This is a genomic window from Neobacillus sp. Soil_C_43 (assembly GCF_057656715.1).
Genome location: NZ_JBDGJV010000017.1, coordinates 101,771 through 123,023, shown reverse-complemented (window position 1 = coordinate 123,023; position 21,253 = coordinate 101,771). Strand labels below are relative to the sequence as shown.

The 21,253-nt window shown below is 37.6% G+C and carries 19 protein-coding genes and 1 pseudogene; 8 read left to right on the top strand and 12 right to left on the bottom strand.

Going from position 1 to position 21,253, the window contains the following annotated elements:
- Positions 1-34 precede the first annotated feature (34 nt).
- Positions 35-1,594 (top strand): malate:quinone oxidoreductase, encoded by a 1,560-nt coding sequence (locus AC3A54_RS20315; protein ID WP_487655961.1) that lies wholly within the window; start codon positions 35-37, stop codon positions 1,592-1,594.
- 139 nt (positions 1,595-1,733) lie between these two features.
- On the opposite strand, the gene AC3A54_RS20310 is transcribed toward AC3A54_RS20315, so the two are convergent.
- Entirely contained in the window at positions 1,734-3,176 is a 1,443-nt protein-coding gene (locus tag AC3A54_RS20310) for a L,D-transpeptidase family protein (RefSeq protein ID WP_487655950.1), read from the bottom strand.
- 274 nt (positions 3,177-3,450) lie between these two features.
- Here AC3A54_RS20310 and AC3A54_RS20305 point away from each other — a divergent pair, with 274 nt between their 5' ends.
- A complete protein-coding gene (locus AC3A54_RS20305) occupies positions 3,451-4,281 on the top strand; it encodes a hypothetical protein (RefSeq protein ID WP_487655949.1) in 831 nt (276 codons plus the stop codon).
- A 205-nt stretch (positions 4,282-4,486) separates the two neighbouring features.
- On the opposite strand, the gene AC3A54_RS20300 is transcribed toward AC3A54_RS20305, so the two are convergent.
- From AC3A54_RS20300 to AC3A54_RS20270, 7 genes are all read right to left on the bottom strand, one after another.
- Complete coding sequence (locus AC3A54_RS20300; RefSeq protein WP_487655948.1) at positions 4,487-4,930, bottom strand: GNAT family N-acetyltransferase; 444 nt, start codon at positions 4,928-4,930, stop codon at positions 4,487-4,489.
- An 88-nt stretch (positions 4,931-5,018) separates the two neighbouring features.
- Complete coding sequence (locus AC3A54_RS20295; protein WP_335544235.1) at positions 5,019-5,243, bottom strand: hypothetical protein; 225 nt, start codon at positions 5,241-5,243, stop codon at positions 5,019-5,021.
- Between the two features lie 3 nt (positions 5,244-5,246).
- Entirely contained in the window at positions 5,247-5,567 is a 321-nt protein-coding gene (locus tag AC3A54_RS20290) for a YbjQ family protein (RefSeq protein WP_335544234.1), read from the bottom strand.
- A gap of 94 nt (positions 5,568-5,661) precedes the next feature.
- Positions 5,662-6,306 (bottom strand): DUF2306 domain-containing protein, encoded by a 645-nt coding sequence (locus AC3A54_RS20285; RefSeq protein WP_487655947.1) that lies wholly within the window; start codon positions 6,304-6,306, stop codon positions 5,662-5,664.
- A 20-nt stretch (positions 6,307-6,326) separates the two neighbouring features.
- Positions 6,327-6,833, bottom strand: coding sequence for a GNAT family N-acetyltransferase (locus AC3A54_RS20280; protein ID WP_487655946.1), 507 nt, complete (start codon positions 6,831-6,833; stop codon positions 6,327-6,329).
- A gap of 98 nt (positions 6,834-6,931) precedes the next feature.
- Positions 6,932-7,528, bottom strand: a complete 597-nt coding sequence (locus tag AC3A54_RS20275; protein WP_487655945.1) for a TetR/AcrR family transcriptional regulator — start codon at positions 7,526-7,528, stop codon at positions 6,932-6,934.
- A gap of 34 nt (positions 7,529-7,562) precedes the next feature.
- Complete coding sequence (locus tag AC3A54_RS20270) at positions 7,563-8,207, bottom strand: VC0807 family protein (RefSeq protein WP_487655944.1); 645 nt, start codon at positions 8,205-8,207, stop codon at positions 7,563-7,565.
- 302 nt (positions 8,208-8,509) lie between these two features.
- Between AC3A54_RS20270 and AC3A54_RS20265 the strand changes: the two are divergent.
- The 3 genes and pseudogenes from AC3A54_RS20265 to yjeM form a co-directional block, all read left to right on the top strand.
- Positions 8,510-8,611, top strand: a pseudogene (locus AC3A54_RS20265) (YaiI/YqxD family protein); the annotation flags it as partial.
- Positions 8,612-8,807: 196 nt separating this feature from the next.
- The gene (locus AC3A54_RS20260; protein ID WP_335544229.1) at positions 8,808-8,999 is read left to right on the top strand and encodes a hypothetical protein; all 192 of its coding nucleotides are present in this window, start codon (positions 8,808-8,810) and stop codon (positions 8,997-8,999) included.
- Positions 9,000-9,822: 823 nt separating this feature from the next.
- Positions 9,823-11,346, top strand: coding sequence for a glutamate/gamma-aminobutyrate family transporter YjeM (gene yjeM / locus AC3A54_RS20255; protein WP_487655943.1), 1,524 nt, complete (start codon positions 9,823-9,825; stop codon positions 11,344-11,346).
- A 348-nt stretch (positions 11,347-11,694) separates the two neighbouring features.
- Here yjeM and AC3A54_RS20250 read toward each other — a convergent pair whose 3' ends face one another.
- The 3 genes from AC3A54_RS20250 to AC3A54_RS20240 all read right to left on the bottom strand — a co-directional run bounded on the left by AC3A54_RS20250 (position 11,695) and on the right by AC3A54_RS20240 (position 14,341).
- Entirely contained in the window at positions 11,695-12,456 is a 762-nt protein-coding gene (locus AC3A54_RS20250) for an SDR family oxidoreductase (RefSeq protein WP_487655942.1), read from the bottom strand.
- Positions 12,457-12,472: 16 nt separating this feature from the next.
- Positions 12,473-13,495: a zinc-dependent alcohol dehydrogenase gene (locus AC3A54_RS20245; RefSeq protein ID WP_487655941.1), complete on the bottom strand. Its 1,023-nt coding sequence runs from the start codon at positions 13,493-13,495 to the stop codon at positions 12,473-12,475.
- A 159-nt stretch (positions 13,496-13,654) separates the two neighbouring features.
- Entirely contained in the window at positions 13,655-14,341 is a 687-nt protein-coding gene (locus tag AC3A54_RS20240; protein WP_335532023.1) for a GntR family transcriptional regulator, read from the bottom strand.
- A 309-nt stretch (positions 14,342-14,650) separates the two neighbouring features.
- On the opposite strand from AC3A54_RS20240, the gene AC3A54_RS20235 reads away from it, so the two are divergent.
- From AC3A54_RS20235 to AC3A54_RS20225, 3 genes are all read left to right on the top strand, one after another.
- The gene (locus AC3A54_RS20235) at positions 14,651-15,376 is read left to right on the top strand and encodes a GntR family transcriptional regulator (protein WP_487655940.1); all 726 of its coding nucleotides are present in this window, start codon (positions 14,651-14,653) and stop codon (positions 15,374-15,376) included.
- A gap of 84 nt (positions 15,377-15,460) precedes the next feature.
- On the top strand, positions 15,461-16,807 hold the full coding sequence (locus AC3A54_RS20230; protein ID WP_335545133.1) for a GntP family permease: 1,347 nt from the start codon (positions 15,461-15,463) through the stop codon (positions 16,805-16,807).
- A gap of 385 nt (positions 16,808-17,192) precedes the next feature.
- Positions 17,193-19,691: a PBP1A family penicillin-binding protein gene (locus AC3A54_RS20225; protein WP_487655939.1), complete on the top strand. Its 2,499-nt coding sequence runs from the start codon at positions 17,193-17,195 to the stop codon at positions 19,689-19,691.
- 164 nt (positions 19,692-19,855) lie between these two features.
- On the opposite strand, the gene AC3A54_RS20220 is transcribed toward AC3A54_RS20225, so the two are convergent.
- On the bottom strand, positions 19,856-21,160 hold the full coding sequence (locus tag AC3A54_RS20220) for an alpha/beta hydrolase family protein (protein ID WP_487655938.1): 1,305 nt from the start codon (positions 21,158-21,160) through the stop codon (positions 19,856-19,858).
- Positions 21,161-21,253: the final 93 nt, after the last annotated feature.

The window sequence follows — 21,253 nt, the reverse complement described above, 5'->3', positions numbered from 1 at the left end:
ATAAGGTGTGTTCTTAGATGGCGCCCTTATTTTTATGATATCTAAGCTAGAGCGACTACTTTTTTTGCAAATATACGGAGTAAGGATGGTTGTCATGAGCAACGTACAGAAAACAGCAGACGTTATCTTAATTGGTGCCGGGGTCATGAGCGCAACTTTGGGTTCATTACTGAAAGAGTTAGCACCTGAATGGGAAATCAAAGTGTTCGAGAAACTTGAAAATGCTGGAGAAGAAAGCTCAAACGAATGGAATAATGCGGGGACGGGTCATGCTGCACTGTGTGAGCTTAACTATACTTCCGAAAAACCGGACGGATCTATAGATATTAGCAAAGCAATAAATATTAATGAACAGTTTCAGCTTTCTAGACAGTTTTGGTCTTATCTTGTAAACAAAGATCTCATTCGTGATCCACAGGATTTTATCATGCCAATTCCTCATATGAGTTTAGTACTAGGGGAACAAAATGTATCGTTTTTGAAGAAAAGATTTAAAGCGCTATCAAACAATCCTCTGTTTCAAGGGATGGAATTTTCCGATGACCCTGAAAAACTGAAAGAATGGATTCCGCTGATCATGGAAGGCCGTACATCGAATGAACCAATAGCGGCTACAAAAATCGACTCTGGAACAGACGTTAACTTTGGTGCGTTAACACGCATGTTGTTTGACCACTTAAAGACTCAAAACGTTGAAATCAAATACAATCATCAAGTGGACGATATTAAACGGACTAGTGACGGCTTATGGGAATTGAAAGTGTGGAATATGGCTACCGGTAACATCGAACGCCATACAGCCAAATTCATCTTTATCGGAGGTGGGGGTGGAAGTCTGCCTCTATTACAAAAAACCGGTATTCCTGAGTCAAAGCATATCGGAGGGTTCCCGGTAAGCGGACTATTTATGGTATGTAACAATCCGGAAGTTGTGGAGCAACATCATGCAAAAGTATACGGTAAAGCCAAGGTTGGCGCTCCTCCAATGTCCGTGCCACATCTTGATACAAGATTTATCGATAACAAAAAATCATTACTGTTTGGACCGTTTGCCGGTTTCTCACCAAAGTTCTTAAAAACTGGTTCGAACTTGGATTTGTTAGGTTCTGTAAAACCAGATAATCTTCTCACAATGCTAGCAGCAGGTGCAAAAGAGATGTCTCTGACAAAATATCTGATCCAGCAAGTTTTGTTATCGAATGAAAAGCGTATGGAAGAATTACGTGAATTTATTCCGAATGCCAAAATGGAGGATTGGGATATTGTGGTGGCGGGCCAACGTGTGCAGGTAATCAAGGATACTGAGGCTGGTAAAGGAACACTTCAATTTGGTACGGAAGTTATTAGTGCCGCTGATGGCTCGGTTGCTGCGTTGCTCGGAGCTTCTCCGGGTGCATCTACTGCCGTTCACGTAATGCTTGAGGTATTAGAAAAATGCTTCCCACAACATTTTGAACAGTGGGAATCGAAAATAGTAGAAATGATCCCTTCTTATGGCATGTCACTAATGGACAATCCAGAGATGTTCAAAAAAATTGATACATCCACAGCGCAGACGTTGGGTCTGAGTGTGAAAGAAATGGTTCATAGTTAATTCTTTAGATGTATCATTCAAAATAAAACATAGAATCCTTAATCTAGCTATAGATTGAAGGTTCTTAATGGGTTATTACAAAAGAACAAAAAAATCAGGAAATCAATAACGATTTCCTGATTTTTTTGATTGAGATTTCTTAATAGATAACTACCGGCTCGTAGGTACTGAGGTTTTCATACACGATTTTCATGACATTTGGCGGTGTATTGACGCAGCCATGCGATCCTGCATTTAGATAGGCACTGCTTGACCAATTTGATCGCCAGCTGGCATCGTGGAACCCTTGTCCGTCGTTTGTAAAAGGAGCCCAATAATTAACTTTTACAGAATAACTTTCATCTCCACCCAGCTCTCTGCCTGTTAGTGTGGAAGGTGATCGTTTATAGAGGACATACCACACGCCTTTTGATGTATCATTACCGGTGTTGTGTTTGCCGGTAACTACATTTGTTGTGACTACTAATTTACCTTTTTTGTAAATCCAAATCCGCTGTTCAGCAATAGACACTTCAGCATATGTATCGCCAATACCACTGTTCATAGTCGTTTCATAGCCGTATCCTTCATTTTTCCAGCCATGCCCGATAATATTAGAAGCAGCAATGGATTTCTCTCTATTTTCAAACGCTGCCTGAATCTGTGCGGTTTCTTTTTCCACATCTAATGCCCAGCCGTACCCTTGTCCTTTTACTGGAACAACTGAACCTGAATGGGTTTTAAAATTGAAATTTTTATTTAAAGTGGATTGAGTATGATTAATTTCAGCAATCTTATTCTTAATATCACCCGCGTCAATCGTTACCTTCATGTCTTTTGACACTGAGGCATTTTTAATTAGTTCGCTGGCATTTAGTGAATAAACTTTATCCTGTACCTTATAATCTACAGTTTGCTGAAGGAGTTCCTGCAGCTTTTTCTCTTCATTTTTTACAATTTCACTGTCTTCCATTATTGGTTGTATGAAAGCAGAATTCAGACGGATTTCACTTGTATATTTATGATTCTCATAGTCTTTTAATAGATTAGCCACATCATATTGTTCTCCGCTAATGCTTTTAGAGACGACAATTTTACCTTGTTCTAAAGTAACCGCTGCATCTTTAGGCACTTTTAATTTCTTATTAAGGGAGACCAACTTTTCTTCCACTTGGTTTTTCAGCGTATGGCTTCGATACTGATCCGTTTGGTCAGGCTGTATTGAAAAGTTCTTTGCTTTTGATGATGGAAAAAATGTCCGTTGGTTGCTTAATAGTTTTTTTACAGCAGGCAAATCTTTATCTGAAAATACCATCTTCGTATCTTTTCCATCTAAGATTTGTTGATCACCGACATAAACAATGTTTTTTAAATCAGTTGTTTTTAATTTTTTCAGAGCTTGATCAGCGGTTAGACCCTTAACTTTTATACCATTTATCTTAATCTGGGCATTAAAGTGGGTTGCCTGATAATAGCTGATTGCACCCAATATGACTGCAAAAATAATGATTATGCTGGTTGTGATAACCTTCCAGTTCGAAAACCGCTGTGATGATTGTCTCCGTGGTATATTACTTTCTTCCGTATTTAATGAACTTTCCATATAAAATTCCCCCCGCAAAATGGTGGACTTGTTTCAATGTTCACCAACTTTAAACTGCATCCTAAGATTACAATTATATTACATTATTATAACTTTTGATTACTATTGTACAAGATGTTTTAGTCGAAGTTTGTCATTATTTGTTTGGTTGGAAAAATTTAATATTTTTTTGTTGGTTTCACAATTATATTTCCGATTTTATAAATAAATCAGAAAGACTTTATAAATACTACTAATTAGAATAAAAACTACCTTGAAACTGGGGATTATATCGATGCCCAATTATATTGTTTACTTAGTTTTACTATTAATTAGTACTATTCTTTTTGTGCTCTCATGGAGAAAAGCAGCAAATAAAAAATTGATTATTTTATATTTGTGTATGGCTGGTTCCATTTACTACTTTGAATTTGTCATCCTTGTCATCCTAAAAAGTTATGAGTATGTACCGGGAATATTTAAAGATCCCTATTTTGACAATGTTTTTGGAGCTAATGTATCAGATGGATTTATTGTTCCGTTAGCAACCGTTTTTATAGCTGTTTTTGATTTAAGCATAGGCTGGATTGTATTTATCGTCTTATGCTTTATAGGGATTGAAGAACTATTTTTGGAATTGAACGTTTATAAACAATTTTGGTGGAAAACAATCTATACAGCACTTAGCTTGCCCATTCAATTTGCATTGGGAAAATGGGTTTGGTATCTCATTCGGTTTCACTCTAATCGGTTTATTGTACGTTTAGGGACTCTTTACTTTGCTAACATAACGATTCAAGCTTCTTTTTTATATTACTTTTCAGCTGTTTTTGGTGTGATCTACTACAGGGTAAATTGGTTTGACGAACCGACAAGAGGGCATATTGCTTTTGCAGCAATGTTTGCTTTTGTAGCTTCCATTTTTTTCGCCTTACTGGTTGTAACTAAAGCTAGCCATCTGTGGAAAATGGTATTGATTGTGTGTGGTGCAGCACTAAACGTGATGCTTTACAAATGGGACATTCTTTATGTATCTGGATATTGGGTGTTAGTTATATTAACACTGGCTCAAACAAGCTATCTTTTCATATTGATTTATTTCCAGAAAGTTCTTGAAGAGGCATAATTAGAGTTTCTGAGGCCCTACTTAAGGTGAAAAAAATTGATGTAGCTGTTTTGGAAAAGGCTAGTATGGAAAAATATTAAAGTCAGGCATGAAGGGAAAATTGGAGGTCTTGGCGGAAATTTTTGTCCTTCAAGCATTCCTCCTATTAAACTTGAATCTTCCCAAAAAGAAAAAGCTGACATATACCTTTGTCAGCTTTTCCAAGTTAAAACATAAATCGGGATACCTGTTCATCTCCGATAATTAAACCATCAATTTCTTGGAAACCTGCTTTTTCATATACGCGTTTTGCGTGTTCATTAGTCGGGACATAAGATAGCGTGATGGTTTGATGGCGATCCTCTTTTATATTCCGAATATCGTCTATCACGAGTTTAATCGCCTTAATACCATAGCCTTTGCCTTGATGCTTTTGATCAATCATCATGCGATAAATCCAGTACTCATGGTCGTCTTCGTCAATTCCAAAAAGCGTGAAGCCAATCATTTCCTCGCCATGATAGATTCCTTTTGCATAGAAATTTTTGAGAAAATTTAACTGGGCAAGGGATACCGCATTGGATGCCACAAACTTTACTTGATCCTCCCGAACGCGTAGTGAAATCGCCTTCCACCAATTGTCTTTTGTAATCATCTTTAAATGCAGCATACTTTTCCTTCCTTTCTAAAATACAAAATCCAAATGAAAAGGAGCCTGGCTAGGTACAAACATGCCACGGCTCCTTTTTAAGTCATTCTTATTCTTCTTTATAAAAACGCTCTCCGGTTTCCGCGTTGAAGTAGACTACTAATCTTTTACTTGTAGTTGGATCGATAGATACCTCATTTGTTCGGACAAAGCCTTTAGGCACCTGTTGACCATGTTTTGTTTTGAAGCGGCGGTCCCAAATGAGCCACGATCCGACGATAAGAATAATCAGAACTAACAGTTGGATACCGTAAAAGCTAATAACCCATTTCATTGGTTATACCTTTTCCACAATAACAGCTGTTCCGTAAGCTACAATTTCACTCATATTTTGGCCAATTTCACCAGAGTCAAAGCGCATCATAATAATCGCGTTTGCCCCCATTGACGTAGCGTTTTTCACCATACGGTCGATTGCTTGTTTTCTGGCATCTTCAAGCATTTCTGTATACTGACTGATTTCTCCGCCGATCAGCCCCTTAAAAGAAGCAACGATATCTTTCCCAATTCCTCTTGCCCTAACGGTTAATCCAAATACTGGACCTAATACTTCTGTGACTTTATGATTAGCAATATTTTCGGTTGTTACAATAATCATATGAATCCGCCCCCTAACAAAAATAAATACTACACATTTATTTTACTTGGCTTTGGATATAAATACCATTAATTATTATGTCACTTAGTTAAGCCTAAATTATGGTATCTTTAAAGATTCTTTTAGAGTTACTTGGTCTTTTCCATTCAACAAAAAGAAGATTTAAAGCAATAGCAAGGTAAACGGCTATCGGAAAACTGATGGATGCATCCCAAAAAATGGAGAAGGGGATGACAATAATTCGAAAGGAAACAAAAACCCATGTGATGGCATAACTTCTGAGAATCCACGTTTTATGTGAGGGTATTCTTTTTTGGAATCCTCGAAGGACGCCCATAGCTGTTGTTCCAAGCCAAAAGGCATTCAACACGAGGAAGGCAATCATAGTTGACCGGCCACCTGTAGAAAAGAGAGAAATGTATGGAACCAATAATACATTAATAAAAATGGTAAACCCATAAATTTTCCCTAAATACCGATGTAGCTTTGGGTTTTTACGGCTCATTTTCGTTAATTGAAACGGACCGATTGCCAGTGCAATCGTACCGAGAATAATATGAGGATAGAAAAAGGCTTCCCAAACGGGCAAATTAAAGTTTGCGTCTTCCATCTTTCCTTTCACCATTGGTGCGTTTTCGGTCCCAATTATAAAAAACATCACGATTATATAAGCGCTGAATAGTAGAACAGTAAAATAAAGTCCGATTACAGCCAGATTTAACTTTTTGCTTTTTTTCACAAACAGATCCTCCTATTAATCTATATTTGAATGATTTTTTCAAAACATAAGTACGGCACTTTTCTTAATGGAAACCTGACAGGCCCTTTTATTTGATAACCAGCTCTTTCATACATCCCAATGGCAGCCGGGTTTTGGGAGTACACATCCATACGAATGCTGGTATGGCCCTTTTCCAAGGCATATTCTTCAGCAAAGTTTAGTAGTTTTTTTCCTATACCCTTACCTTGATGGAAGGGATGGACAGCTAATCGATGAATGATTAATGGCCTGCCTGTTTGATCCTCCCAATGAAGTTTCAAATACTGTTTACTTTGGTTTGTATCGAGAACAATGGCACCAATAAGGTGATTTTCCTCTTTGACTCCAAAAAGGGTTCCATTTTTTAAATCATTTTTCATAACAAAACGGTTCGGATAAAAACGGTCCCATTGATCGATACCCTTTTTTCTTAAATCAGAAGTGATTGCAGCGTAAAATTGCTTTACTTCGGATAATTCTTGTAATCCAATTGATACGAATTCCATGCCCGTCACCTCTAGTTTCAAAGAAATAAACCGACAGTCGGTATGTTAAAGTGTTGGGAGAATCCCTTTATGGATTTGCCCAACATACTTCATTTTTTCTATGACAATGTCTGAATGAGTATTTTAAAAATATCACTTGTTGCTACTTGTTCCTCTTCTGAAGAGGAAAGGATTTGCGTTACCCTAAGGCCATATGAAAAAGTCATAAATAAGGTGGCCATTTTCTCAGCATCGATAGTTGGGGGGATCACACCATTTTGTTGCCCCAGCTCAATCCATTGAACACCAGTTGCCTTACTATATTGGTATACACTTTTTAAAATACTTTTAACCTTTTCATTATCCTGGCTTAACAGATAAACAAATATTAGATTCCCTACATCATTTGGATTTTGTCTACTATGGAAAAATTGAGTGGCCATCCCAAACCGTCCAGCATCAGGGGCAGCCCCCATCGAATGGCTGATCAACTGATTAAATTTTTCATTCACTTGTTCTATTTTGGTTTTTAAAATAAGCCCAAACAATTCATCTTTGCTAGCAACGTAATGATAAATGGCCCCTTTAGAAAGCCCTGTTCTTTCAATAATGTCTTTGAGTGTCGTATTCCTGCAGCCTTTTTCCAGAATAAGTTCCTCAGTTGCTAATAAGATATTCTGAAAGCTTGGGTTATCATGAGAAGTTGGATTAGACATTTTCTGTACCTTCCTTATTCAATTTCTGGATGTATCATTTTACATTCATTATTAAATCTAAGCGAGTTTTTGCGTATCGGCGATAGATGACCGTCCATAAAATCGTTACCCCGAGCACACTGTAGAAGATGATTTGTGAAATAGCTAAGAAAGCAGAAATCGAGAGTTCATACACAAGAATTGTTTTGATAACTGCTTCTGCTAAGAGGGCAATGCCCCACACAGCAGTCATTAATCGGATGACAAAGCGGAAATAGGAGTACTCCCAGTTATTCGCAAATTTGCCCTTCTGTTCTGACTCATCATTTGAACTGAATCTAATGGCAAAATGATAAATGAGCGGTTTTGAATAGAAGAGGGAACCTATAAAGATTAGTCCTAATATTCCCGTTACTAGTGATTCTCTCATTAAAATCAATTTCTCATTACCGCCTAGTAAAAACGCCAATAAGCTAAGAACGAAAGCTGTCAGCATAAACAGTCCAAAAGCATCAGCTTTCCTATGTTTCACAATGTGATAAAGATTATCCAGCAATGGAACCATCGTTGCAAGTAGCAATGAAACAAAACTTGAGAAATGACCCAAGAGTAAATTATATAGGGCAACAGGTACGAGTCCATTTATTAAGATACTGACGATAACAGATTGAATAACCTTTCTTTTAGAACTTATGTTCATTTTATCTCTCCTTACTTTCCTGTATTTATATTCCAATCATACAAACCGACCGTCGGTTTGTCAAATTATTTTTTATAAAAATTACATAAGGTGATTCTTGTGGCCGCCTTAATGAAATCTGTAAAGAGAGGGATGGTCTATTGAAGCGAACGGCAGAAACTCTTGTTTATTTTTAAACAAGAGCACCGTTCCTCTGCTTACATGGTTTGACAGAAGCTCAATTTATTAATAGTATCACTATTAATTCGAACTTCTTTACAGGAGAGATTTAGATGAAAATTTATGTTGATGCATATGCTTGTCGAAAAAGCGGAAAGTGAACAAAGGGACCCAAGGCTTTTACAGCAGAAGATCGGGAGCAATTTAGGAGGTTTTTTAAACAAGTTATTTCTCGTTATGAATAACCAAGGTTTAGTCTCCTTATTTAAATGTTTCAAGGGACACTTGGACGGGGGAGTATAACTAGCTATTAGATTACATACCTTACTTTAAAATGAGGGTTGGATGATTTTTATAAAAATTACATATGATTCGGATCAAATAAAGTTTATTAATGCTATACTTTGGGAACGGATTGGGTTCTGAAAGGAGATAAATATTTTGAAGTATATAAAATCGCAAATGCAACAGCTAATCAAGGATAATAAAGAATTGCATGCACGCTTTAAAGAGATGAAGGCAGAACACGGCCTTGAAAAAAACAATGCCCTCAAGGCTTTGTACCATTCAGAAGTTGCTGACGGAGGAAAGTACCAGTTAGCCTACCAAGCACTTGACCACCCCAAAAAGTAGACTCAATTAAGGCTTTGAGGGGAAAATCAATCCGTCTTTTTCCTTTTTCTGATTGAGAAGCAATTTTCAAAATTTCTCCTGTCCCTGTATTGTGAACAGGCTCAGGATTGACCAAGGTGTTAAGAGCATTAGATGGATTTTGCATATCCTTAGGTTTATTTTATACCTTAAATAAGGGTTTCCTGATTGTTGATTCCAATGGATTTGAAGGTTGGTTCCAGTTCCAATATCCATGATATTTCTAAAGGAAACTGTTTTTGCGGGATGGTTAGAGTTCACTTCCCAGTCGTATCCATAGCTTCCCAGTCCCTCAATCAATTTTTCGGAAGGGATATCGAGCTGGTTTAAGCTCTCCCTTACCCAATCAGATGGAGCAACAGGCCCAGGTCTACTCAACGAGTTATGCTGGTCATATAGCATGACAATCATGCGATCAACGTTAGCTGCTAAAGAACATAATTAAAACTATTGTTCTTCAAGGGGGCTTGGCACCGGGTGAACAGTATCATATATAGGTAATACAGTTTATTTGCGGATTAATCGGGCTAAACCGTATCATAAGTAAATGAGGTTAGGGTGAGAATCTGCACTCCTAAATTGCATGAAATTATCCAATATATTTTTTTTAGATAGCCCCTTCCTCTCGGTTGGGGCATTTAAAATGTTCATATGATTGTAACAGTGGATTAGAGTAGCTATAAAACAATTCCTTTATAATAAAAAAGTAAGGAAAGAAAGCGTTTTCATTGTTTGTTTACGTTGGCTGGGAAGGCTTCTCTATTTTAAAAAAGTAGTATTAAGAAGTATTAAAGGAGGAATGTATATGTCAAACGCAAACATAACCAAAAAGTTAACTTTAATTTCCCTAGTATTAATGATTTTTACGTCTGTTTATGGATTCAACAACATTCCAAGATCGTTTTATAAGATGGGCTATGCCGCTATTCCATGGTACATATTTGCTGCTATAACCTTTTTTGTTCCTTTTGCATTAATGGTGGCTGAATTTGGTGCCGCCTTTAAAGAGGAAAAGGGTGGAATCTACTCATGGATGGAAAAATCCATCGGTCCCAAATTTGCCTTTATAGGAACGTTCATGTGGTATTTTTCTTATGTAACTTGGATGGTTAATGTCGCATCAGGTATGTGGGTTCCGGTGTCAAATGCTATCTTTGGAGAAGATACAACACAAAGCTGGACCTTATTTAATCTTCAAGGTCCTCAGGTACTGGGGGTTTTAGGCATTGTATGGATTCTTATCGTAACCTATATATCAACAAAGGGTCTGGATAAGATTAAGAAAGTAACTTCAGTAGGTGGTACTGCAGTCTTGTTAGTGAATGTATTTCTTTGGGTTGGTGCAATTGCCGTCTTTATAGGGAATCATGGACAATTGGCACAACCGATTACAGGATGGGAGTCATTCGCTCAAACACCAAATCCTATATATGCAGGAGATATTATCGCTTCGCTAGCATTTGTCGTATATGCCATCTTCGCTTATGGAGGGCTTGAAGCAGTAGGCGGTTTAGTGGATGTAACAGAAAAGCCAGAAAAAACGTTTCCAAAAGGAATTCTTATATCTGCAATCATTATCTCAGTAGGATATTCTTTAGGAATCCTATTAATCGGAATATTCACGAACTGGTCATCTGTAATGGGTATTGAGAATGTGAACCTTGGAAATGCAAGTTATATCGTTATGTCCAATTTAGGCTTCTCACTAGGTACCGCTTTTGGAGCAAGCCATGCTACAGCTACGGCTTTAGGATTATGGGTTGCAAGATACATTGGACTTTCCATGTTCCTAGCACTGTCGGGTGCGTTCTTTACCTTGATGTTTTCACCTTTAAAGCAGATGATTGAAGGAACACCTAAGATATTGTGGCCGGGAAAAATTGGTGAAACAAAGAATGGGCTACCTGTTAATGCTATGTGGATTCAAGCTGCTATAGTTTGTGTCATGATCGCACTAATCGCGTTCGGTGGAAGCACAATGGCCACATTCTTTAACATACTCGTTTCAATGACAAACGTCGCTATGACTTTACCCTATGTATTTATAGCACTTGCATTCCCGTACTTTAAGAAAAAAGTGGAAATCAATAAGCCTTTTATTGTTTATAAATCACAATGGAGTGCAAATATTTGGGCTTGGATTGTTATACTGACCGTTGGACTAGCAAATTTCTTTAGTATCATACAGCCAGCTATAGAAGGCGATATTCAAACAACCATCTGGAGTGTAGCTGGACCTGTTATCTTCTCAGTTATTGCATGGCTAATGTATAGGAATTATGAAAAATTAGAGGGTACTGAAAAGCAGAAACTAAAGAAAATTAGTTAGTTATAAATTAAAGTGGAGCATATTAATACGGCTTCGCTTTTTTCTTGTCTAAAGCACCTCATTTAGATCTGTTATGGTGAACCACACCACAATAAAAAGCATGCAACTGGCACAATTTATGCGCTAATCTGCATGCTTCACTTGATGGTTAGGAAATTATAAAAAGGTCCGATTGTGGATAACAGAACTAGTAGTCTGAATCTAGCTCCAGCGCCTAGCCCCTCGGGTCAAATAACCTTCGGCAAGAAAAGTCAAAAGGCGGACTTTTCCCGCCGAAGAACATTTGCCTGTCGGGGCTGAACGAGGCGCTTCCGCCTTTTGTTCATGATGCCAACACTATTAATTTATTTATCTACCTAGCCATCCACCATCGACAGCCAATAAATGCCCATGTACATAATTCGATGCATCTGATGCAAGGTACACAACAGTTCCATTAAAATCTTCAGGATTTCCCCAACGGCCAGAGGGGATTCGCTCGAGAATTTGTCGATTACGTGTGTCATCATTTATGAGTGCCGTATTCATGTCTGTGGCAATATATCCAGGGACAATCGCATTGACATTCACATTATGCTTGGCCCATTCATTTGATAATGCTTTCGTTAACTGAGCCACTCCACCTTTGGCTGCAGCATAAGCAGGAACCGTCAATCCGCCTTGATAGGAAAGTAAGGATGCCATATTAATGATTTTTCCTTTTCCATTAGGAACCATATAGCGACCAGCCTGCTGACAAAGGAGCCAGACTGTCTTTAGATTGACATTTATCACATCATCCCAATCTTGTTCTGAGAAATCTACTGAAGGCGAACGGCGTTGGATGCCTGCATTATTGACTAAAATATCAATATTGCCAAAATGCGAAAACACATTAGGAATGGCTGCTTTTACTTGATCGACATCCTCCAAATCACAAGGAACAATCAAGCATTTTCTACCTAATGATTCAATTTCTTCCTTAACGTCAGATTGTTCAGGTGAACGTTGAAGTAGGGCAATATCAGCCCCCGCTTCCGCTAAAGAGAGAGCAATTGAACGTCCAATTCCTCTAGTAGCTCCCGTTACTGCTGCAACTTTTCCATCTAATTTAAATAATTCGAGTACCATCTTTGCTCCCCCTCAATCAATTAGGTTGAAATAATATTTTTAAAGAAACATCAGGATTTTCCATTAACTTAAATCCTTCCGCAATTTGCTCTAGCGGTAACTCATGAGAAATAAATGGAGAAACATCAATCTTTCCACTTGCCATTAGTTCAATAGCTGTTTTAAAATCACTTCCACTGTAGCATCTTGTAGTTGCCATCGATATTTCTTTAAAGTGCATTCCTGCTAAATTTACAGCTGGTGCTTGTTTGTATACGCTAACGACCATGATTTGTCCTTGAATCTTGCTTACTTCAACCATTTGCTTAGCCGTGATTTGTGTACCAGCCACTTCAAAAACAATATCTGCACCAATTCCATTGGTTAGTGATAAAACTTCATTCGTAACATCTACTACTTTCGCATCTAATACGGTAAAACCAAGTTTTCTTGCCTTTTCCAAGCGGTAAGGACTAATATCGGAAACGATGATTTGATTCGCCCCCGCCTGTCTCGCCATTAAGCCAATGAGCAAACCAATTGGTCCTGCGCCTAAAATGACAACATTATCGCCTACCTTAAGGTTAGAGCGTCTTACAGTGTGAACAGCCACTGCCACTGGTTCTGCCAAAGCCGCATGGGCATCTGATAATCCATCAGGAATCACATGAAGTCGATGGAGGGGAACTGCCGTGTATTCTGCAAATCCACCATGCATATCGATCCCAATGAGCTTTAATGTTTTACAAACATGAAATTGTCCAGACCTACAGGCTTCACACGTTCCACAGCTAAGAGTGGGTTCAATAACCACTCGGTCTCCAACTGAAAATGCTGATTCCCCGTTCAATTCTTCAATGACACCGCTAAACTCATGCCCCATTGCTAGAGGTGCTTTTGCACGAGGGTGCTTTCCTGAATAAATCATCATATCGGTTCCACAAATTCCAGCATAGGTTACTCGAATAAGGGCTTCCCCTTGTTTTAATGTTGGTTTATCAAGCTCACCAACCATTACCTTTTTTTCAGATAGAAACAAGCCCGCCTTCATAACTGCCATTTTCATAACCTCCAATTATTTATGTTGTCTACTTGTCGACAAGTCAATTAATAAAGAAACATCTCTTTATTAAAAAAAGATGTTAACCTCCTTGTCTACTTGTCGACAAGTTAATCAATAAAGGATCATCTTTTTTTTTAAAAAGATGTTAACCTTCAATTAATCCTGGTTCATTTTTAACAGGGTTTCACTAACAGTTTTACGAGTATCTTTAAAATGTTCTTGAATAATTTCTTCAATTAGATGAAAATCTTTGGAAACTAAAGCTTTCACGATTAATCGGTGCTTTTCAATAAGAGGTTCTATTTCATGCGTTTTTCCTACAAATCGTTTTCCAGTTGCCACTAATAGAGCGGTTAGGACGATTTCCCGTATACTATTCCATAAATGCGAAATCCTTGTATGGTTGATCCCCAGAATCATTTCTTCATGGAAACATAGGTCCTGATAAGAAAATTCAATAAAGTCCTGGTGCTTACCTGCCAATTCCATCTTGTCAATGATTTTATTAAGGGTCTCCACTAATGGTTCATGGTCAATCTGGGAAAGACGTTGCAATACAAAGCTTTCAATCATAAAACGAACATCGTTTAGTTCGTCGATATCTTTTGACGTTAAGCCTAATACCACAGCACCCATCCTTTCTAAACGGATTAACCCTTCCACAGAAAGCGTTCTCAAAGCCTCTCTAACGGGTGATCGACTCGTCCCAAATTCAGTTGCGATCTGATTTTCAGATAATAATGAGCCTGGATGAATACTGCCGCTAATAATTCGTAATCTTAATTCACTTACGATCTTTTCCCCAAGTGAAGCCCTTTGTAGCCATGATGATGGATACTGCATACTTTTCAACTCTCCCTATAAGTCTTCGCGAAAAGATTTCTTTCTTATAAGGTAAATATAGAGGAAAAAATCCAGAATGGAAATTAAACCTCAAAACACATAAGAATAGGGCATTTCGCCGTGTACTTGTATACAAGTTAAAGTTTACGGATTATTGATAATCCTGTCAACAAAAAAATGTAAGCGTTCTTATAACACCATAAGCAGGAGGGAGGTAAAATCCAAATAAAATAAAAGCGCTTGCATTTTGAAAAATCTGTTTTATAATACTTGTATACATGTATAACTGTTCAACAAGGAGGTGAGATCTTGATCGAAACGAAGGAATTTCTATATCCCACAAAATGGCTTTCAAAAGCTTCCACTGGTGAGCGTGTAACATGCGAACTTAGAATGCAAATTATTTCTGGTTTAATTGAAAGCGGTACCATCCTATCGGAAAATAAATTAGCAGAAGAATATAATGTAAGTCGTTCACCCATTCGTGAAGCATTAAAAATGCTAGCCTCTGAAAATATGATTCGGTTAGAAAGAATGGGCGCAGTTGTCATTGGTTTAACAAGGAAAGAGATAGAAGAAATCTATGATGTACGTATCCTAATAGAAACGTTTGTTTTTGAACGGCTTGTAAAAATAGATACGAATGGCTTAGTGAGAGAACTTAGTAAAATACTTGAAATGATGAAAATTGCCATAAAATATAAAGATGCTGATGAGTTTTCATTTCAAGATGTCTTATTTCATGAAACGATTATTCGTTCAATTGGTCATTCATACATTTTGCTGATATGGAATAATGCAAAACCTGTTATGGAAAGTTTAATTCTATTATCGATGCGAGCCCGTCTCGAAGAAAAATATGATGATTTTGAACGGATTGTGGAAAATCACCAGCTTTATATCGATGCCATAAATACAAAAAATAGAGATCTTATGATCAAGTCATTACATCAAAACTTTGATGATGTTCAAGGTAAAGTTGAAGACTTTTGGATGTCACAACAAATGCTATCTAGAGAGCAAAAAGTTGACTAGCTATATATAGGTTTAGGTATTTTAGGCCTCTATGCAACAAGGATAAAAATAATAAAATATAGAAATATTTTTGGGGGAAATAACATGCCATTAGTAATAGTAGCAATAGGGATTTTAGCTTTACTCGTATTGATCATGGGCTTTAAATTAAACACCTTCGTTTCACTGATCGTTGTCTCATTCGGTGTGGCTATAGCACTTGGAATGAAATTAGATGAAATCATCGCAACTATTGAGGCTGGATTAGGCGGAACACTCGGACATATAGCATTAATCTTCGGACTTGGTGCTATGTTGGGAAAATTAATTGCAGATTCAGGAGGCGCGCAGCGAATTGCGATGACTCTCGTAAATAAATTTGGAGAAAAGAATATTCAGTGGGCTGTAGTAGCTGCTTCTTTCATTATCGGTATTGCTTTATTCTTTGAAGTAGGATTAGTTTTATTAATCCCAATCGTATTTGCGATTTCTAAACAATTAAAAGTTTCTATTCTATACCTTGGTATTCCAATGGGAGCAGCATTATCTGTCACACACGGATTTTTACCGCCGCATCCAGGACCAACTACCATTGCAGGTGAATTTGGTGCCGATCTTGGACAAGTCTTACTTTACGGTTTTATTATTGCTATTCCAACTGTCATTATCGCTGGACCTTTATTTACAAAGCTAGCTAAAAAATTGGTTCCTGCATCATTTACAAAAACGGGTGATATCGCCTCTTTAGGTGAACTAAAAACATTCAAACTTGAAGACACACCTGGATTTGGTATCAGTGTATTTACGGCAATGCTTCCTGTTATTTTAATGTCGATTGCTACTATTATTACGTTACTTCAAAAAACAATGGGGTTTGCAGATAATAGTTTACTTGCTATTATCCGTTTTGTTGGCGGTGCATCTCCTGCAATGGTGATTTCTTTATTAGTTGCCATTTATACAATGGGATTAGCGAGAAAGATACCGATCAAAACGGTAATGGATTCTTGTACTGAAGCGATTTCACACATCGGCATGATGCTCTTAATCATCGGAGGCGGCGGTGCCTTCAAACAAGTATTAATTAATGGACATGTAGGTGATTATGTAGCTGAATTATTTAAAGGAACTAATATTTCACCAATTCTACTAGCATGGATTATTGCAGCAATTTTACGTATCTCATTAGGTTCTGCTACAGTTGCAGCCTTAACCACTGCTGGCTTAGTTATTCCTATGTTGGGTCAAACCGATGTAAACCTTGCTTTAGTTGTACTTGCAACCGGTGCAGGTAGCTTAATCGCTTCACACGTGAACGACGCTGGTTTCTGGATGTTTAAAGAGTATTTTGGTTTAAGTATGAAGGAAACATTTGCAACATGGACACTACTTGAGACCATTATCTCTGTGTGTGGACTAGGATTTGTTCTACTACTAAGTTTATTTGTATAAACTTTACGGGCAAAACCCTCACTTCTTTTGAAGTGGGGGTTTTTGTTGAACAGGGCGTACAAGGAACTTTTTCCAAATCTATGTTCTTTTATATGAATTAATCATATCTATTACTAATAGAATGTAAGACTCCTATCTTAAAGATATCGGAGTCTTCTTTTATAGTAGTTTATAAACCTCTATTTTCCAACTAATGTGTTTGGGGTAGAATAGAAGTGTGAAAGGATTTCGAAAGGTAGGAACAAGTAACATGTCAGAAAATAATCAGTCTCGTATAGAGCGAAAAAAAATACAACAAAGAAATTCGAATCAGAAAAAAAGCAAGAAGACACAAAAAAGATCGTGGAGAAAATTTCTCTATATTTGTCTCATGCTAGGAGTAGTTATGCTTCTAGCTGGAGTAGGCGCTTTCTTATGGATCATCAAGGATGCTCCTAAATTCGACGAAACACTATTAAAAGACCCTTTATCATCCCAACTATATGCTAGTGATGAGAAAACCGTCATTGCTGAGGTGGGTAAAGAAAAACGGGATGACATTCAAATTAATCAAATACCAGATGTCCTAAAAAATGCTGTTTTAGCAACAGAGGATGCCCGTTTTTACCAGCATCATGGAATTGATGTTAAACGTACACTTGTTGCCATTTGGACGAATATCACGACAGGTTCTTCGCAAGGTGGTAGTACGATCACACAGCAAATTGTGAAAAATTCCTTCCTGACCATCGATAAGACGCCAAAAAGGAAGATTCAAGAATGGTATTTAGCTATTCAATTTGAAAGAAAGTATAGTAAAGATCAAATTCTCGAAATGTATTTTAATAAAAATTTATATGGTAGTGACGTCTATGGAGTAGCAAAAGCAGCGGAACGATTCTTCGGATTAGGACCAGATGAGTTAGATAAATTAACACTAGAACAAGCAGCATTACTTGCAGGTATACCACAAAGTCCAAATAACTATATTCCTACTGTTGAAGAGAATCTTGAGCAGGCAGAAAAACGCAGAAATATGGTTCTTTACTATATGAATAGACATGACTATATTTCTAAAACGGAAATGGAAAGAGCACAAAAGACACCGATAGAAGAAACTTTACATATTCAACAAAAATCAACAAATAAATACCAGGCATTTGTTGATACGGTGATAAAAGAAGTTCAAGCAAAAACAAATAGGAATATTTTTGAAGATGGACTGAAAATCTATACTACTCTTGATCCAGATATCCAACAAATAACAGAGGATGTCCTTTCAACAAATAAATATATTAGCTATCCAAATAATAATAAATTGCAGTCAGCGGTTGTCATTTTAGATACACAAACGGGTGCGATCAAAGCCCTTGGCGGCGGAAGAAATTATCAAACAGGTGGATATAACTATGCAACATCAATTAAACGCCATCCGGGTTCTACGATTAAACCAATACTTGACTATGGTCCAGCTATTGAAAAATTCAAATGGTCTACAGGTCATATTTTAAAAGACGAAAAGTATCAATACTCAAATGGCACCGCCATTCGAAATGCAAATCGTTCTTATGCAGGAGATAAGACCATAAGAGAGCACCTGACCTGGTCACGAAATATACCAGCATTAAAAGCCTATCAAGAAGTTGGGGCAGATTATGCGACAGAGTTTGCTAATAGCCTTGGGTTTCCTATTACAGATACACAAAAAGCCAATGAATCCAATGCGATTGGGGCCATCGATGCTGCGTCGCCACTGATTATGGCGGGCGCATATGCGGCATTTGGAAATGGCGGTTATTATACTGAACCCTATACTGTCACAAAGATAGTATCTTCTGATGGAATAGAAGAAGAATTAGCGCCTGGTAAAAAGAAAGTAATGGAGGATTACACGGCGTTTTTAATCACAGATATGTTACGTACTGTGGTGGACTCAGGAACAGGTGTCAAGGCTAATCTATCGAACATTGATTTAGCTGGAAAAACAGGAACAACAAGCTTTGATCAGTCTGCCATCAAGAAATATGGCCTGCCGGAAAATGCGACAAGAGATGCTTGGTTTGTAGGCTATACACCACAATATACGGGGGCGGTTTGGACCGGTTACCCGGAAACTAAATCGTCAGATGACTATTTAGGAAGTAAAAGTGCGGATATTTCTAAGTTAGTGTTTAAAGCCATCTTGTCACGATCAGCTACAAGCACTGAGAAATTTAAACAACCAAGCAGTGTTGCAAAATCGGGCAAGGAATACTATGTGAAAAGTGGGGAAAAGCCAACACCACCTAAGCCTAATAGCCCGACCAATGTTCAAGCAAACTATGATGATGCTTCAGATAGTATTCAATTATCATGGGACTACTCTAACGAAAGTAGTTCAGAAACCACATTCGAAGTTTCATATACAGTAGATGGGAAAACAACTAATTTACCAGCTGCGACTGACATGCAAGCCCTTCTTCAAAGCCCTGAGAAAGGGAAAGCTTATACATTTACTATTGTTGCGATCACTGAGGGAGCTAAAAGTGATGCAGCTACTGCTTCAATAACCGTTAAGGAAACAAAAGAGATGCCAAGCAGTCCAAGTGATTTAAAAGCTCGATATGATAAAAAATCTAATAGCATTGAGATTACTTGGAAAAAATCCAAGAGTCAAAATGTTAATTATACAATCACATATACGGTGAATGGTAGTAAACAAACACTAACAACCCTACCTGAATCAACGGCCACGTTGAGCAACCCTCAACCAGGTCAAACCTATGTCATTACGGTAGTCGCATTTAACGAAGCGGGAAGTAGCGAACCAGCATCAGTTTCTGTTACGGTTGATACTGCTGACCCTGGTGACGACAATCGAGATGACCATGATGGAGCAAAGGATACGAATAAAGGAAAACCTTAGGTTGTGAGTATTGATAATAATATATAAGTTGATTTACTTTAAGCAGTCTTTATGGCTGCTTTTTTGTGTTCAAATTGGAACATAAAACAATACAAAAACTCAATCAGGAGTGACTGCCACATCCGTTTTTAAACAAGTAAATGAGGTTTCGGATGCTAAAAAAGTCAATATGTCTCTTTAGGATTGAAATGGCCAATACCCTTTAATTCATAATCAAAGTATTTAAGTATAAGGTCATTTTCCGTTTCAATACAGTAATATGGATCAATGTCGGCTTTTCCACCTTGCAGCATATTTGCGAGAATAGGTGAGAAAAGCGGTAAATCGGTAAAGCTTAAATGCTTAGCCCCTTTGAAATGAGTCGTATAGGCATCTTTAAATTGGTTATTATTTAGTTGGTTCGCTACATAAATCGGCGTGCTATCAAGCTGCCCCCACACATCATCAGAATATATGTTAAAAATTGGGGTTGTGTAAGCTTTGCTATTTGCTACAAAACTATCGTTTTCTTTTTTATAAACCAGCTCACTAAAGAATGGAGCATCAATATTAACGACTGCATCTATATCATCACGTTCTCTGCCCAGCCACACACTTGCAGCGCCGCCCATGGAGTGCCCGAACACACCAACTTTCTCTGTATTGATCAGTTTGTAAACGGTGTTCGTATCACTTTTTACTTTTTCAAGAATCGTATCCATGACAAAATTCATATCGTCTGTTCGCAGCTTCATCCATTTTTGGATAAGCTCATTAATTTGTTCATTTGTATATACGCCTTCCGTGTTGAGATTGGTGATTTCACGGTTATAGTCCGAATTAATTGTAGCTACTGTTCCATCATCTGACCTCGTATAAAAGGAGTGGTACGGATGGTCAATCGAAACCACTACGTACCCGTGGCTTGCAAGCTCTGTATAGGTAGAGGAATTACTTGCTTTGATCCCAGTGGCACCATGTGAAAACACCAATAGAGGGTATTTTCCATCAGCATTTTTGGGATACCAAAATTCCACATTCACAAAACGGTTGTCTCCTTTGTCAGTAAATTCCTCTACGCGATTTTTATCAACGTATGTGTAAGTAGCGGTCGCGACACTATATTTGCCTGTCACTTTTGGTGATGGATGCTGCGGGAAAACAACGGCAGGTATAAATGCAATGACCGTTACCACAATCATAAAAATGGTTTTCCATACTACTTTAGAAGTTTTGTGCTTTTTAGGAATAGTATTTTTTCGGATCAGAGAAATCGTTCCCTTTACGGCTAAAAGGAAAAGTAGGATGGCAAGCAAGATCCAGCGTAAGCTCCACACAATCACCGATGAAATCGTGAGAATGATAAAGCCCAAAAATATAGCAATTCTAATCCCATTCTTTAGTTTTTTATGGTTTTGTTTCGTTATGATCGAGTAGATGGCAAAAGAAATTTCAAACACCAATGCAATCAATAAAAATAAAGTTCCCATAGTGGTAACCCCTCCACTTTCGAATATTTTTTCATGAACTCATCATAAAAAAATCCTGAAAGGAAGTATATAGAAAAACAGTAAGTTGTATCC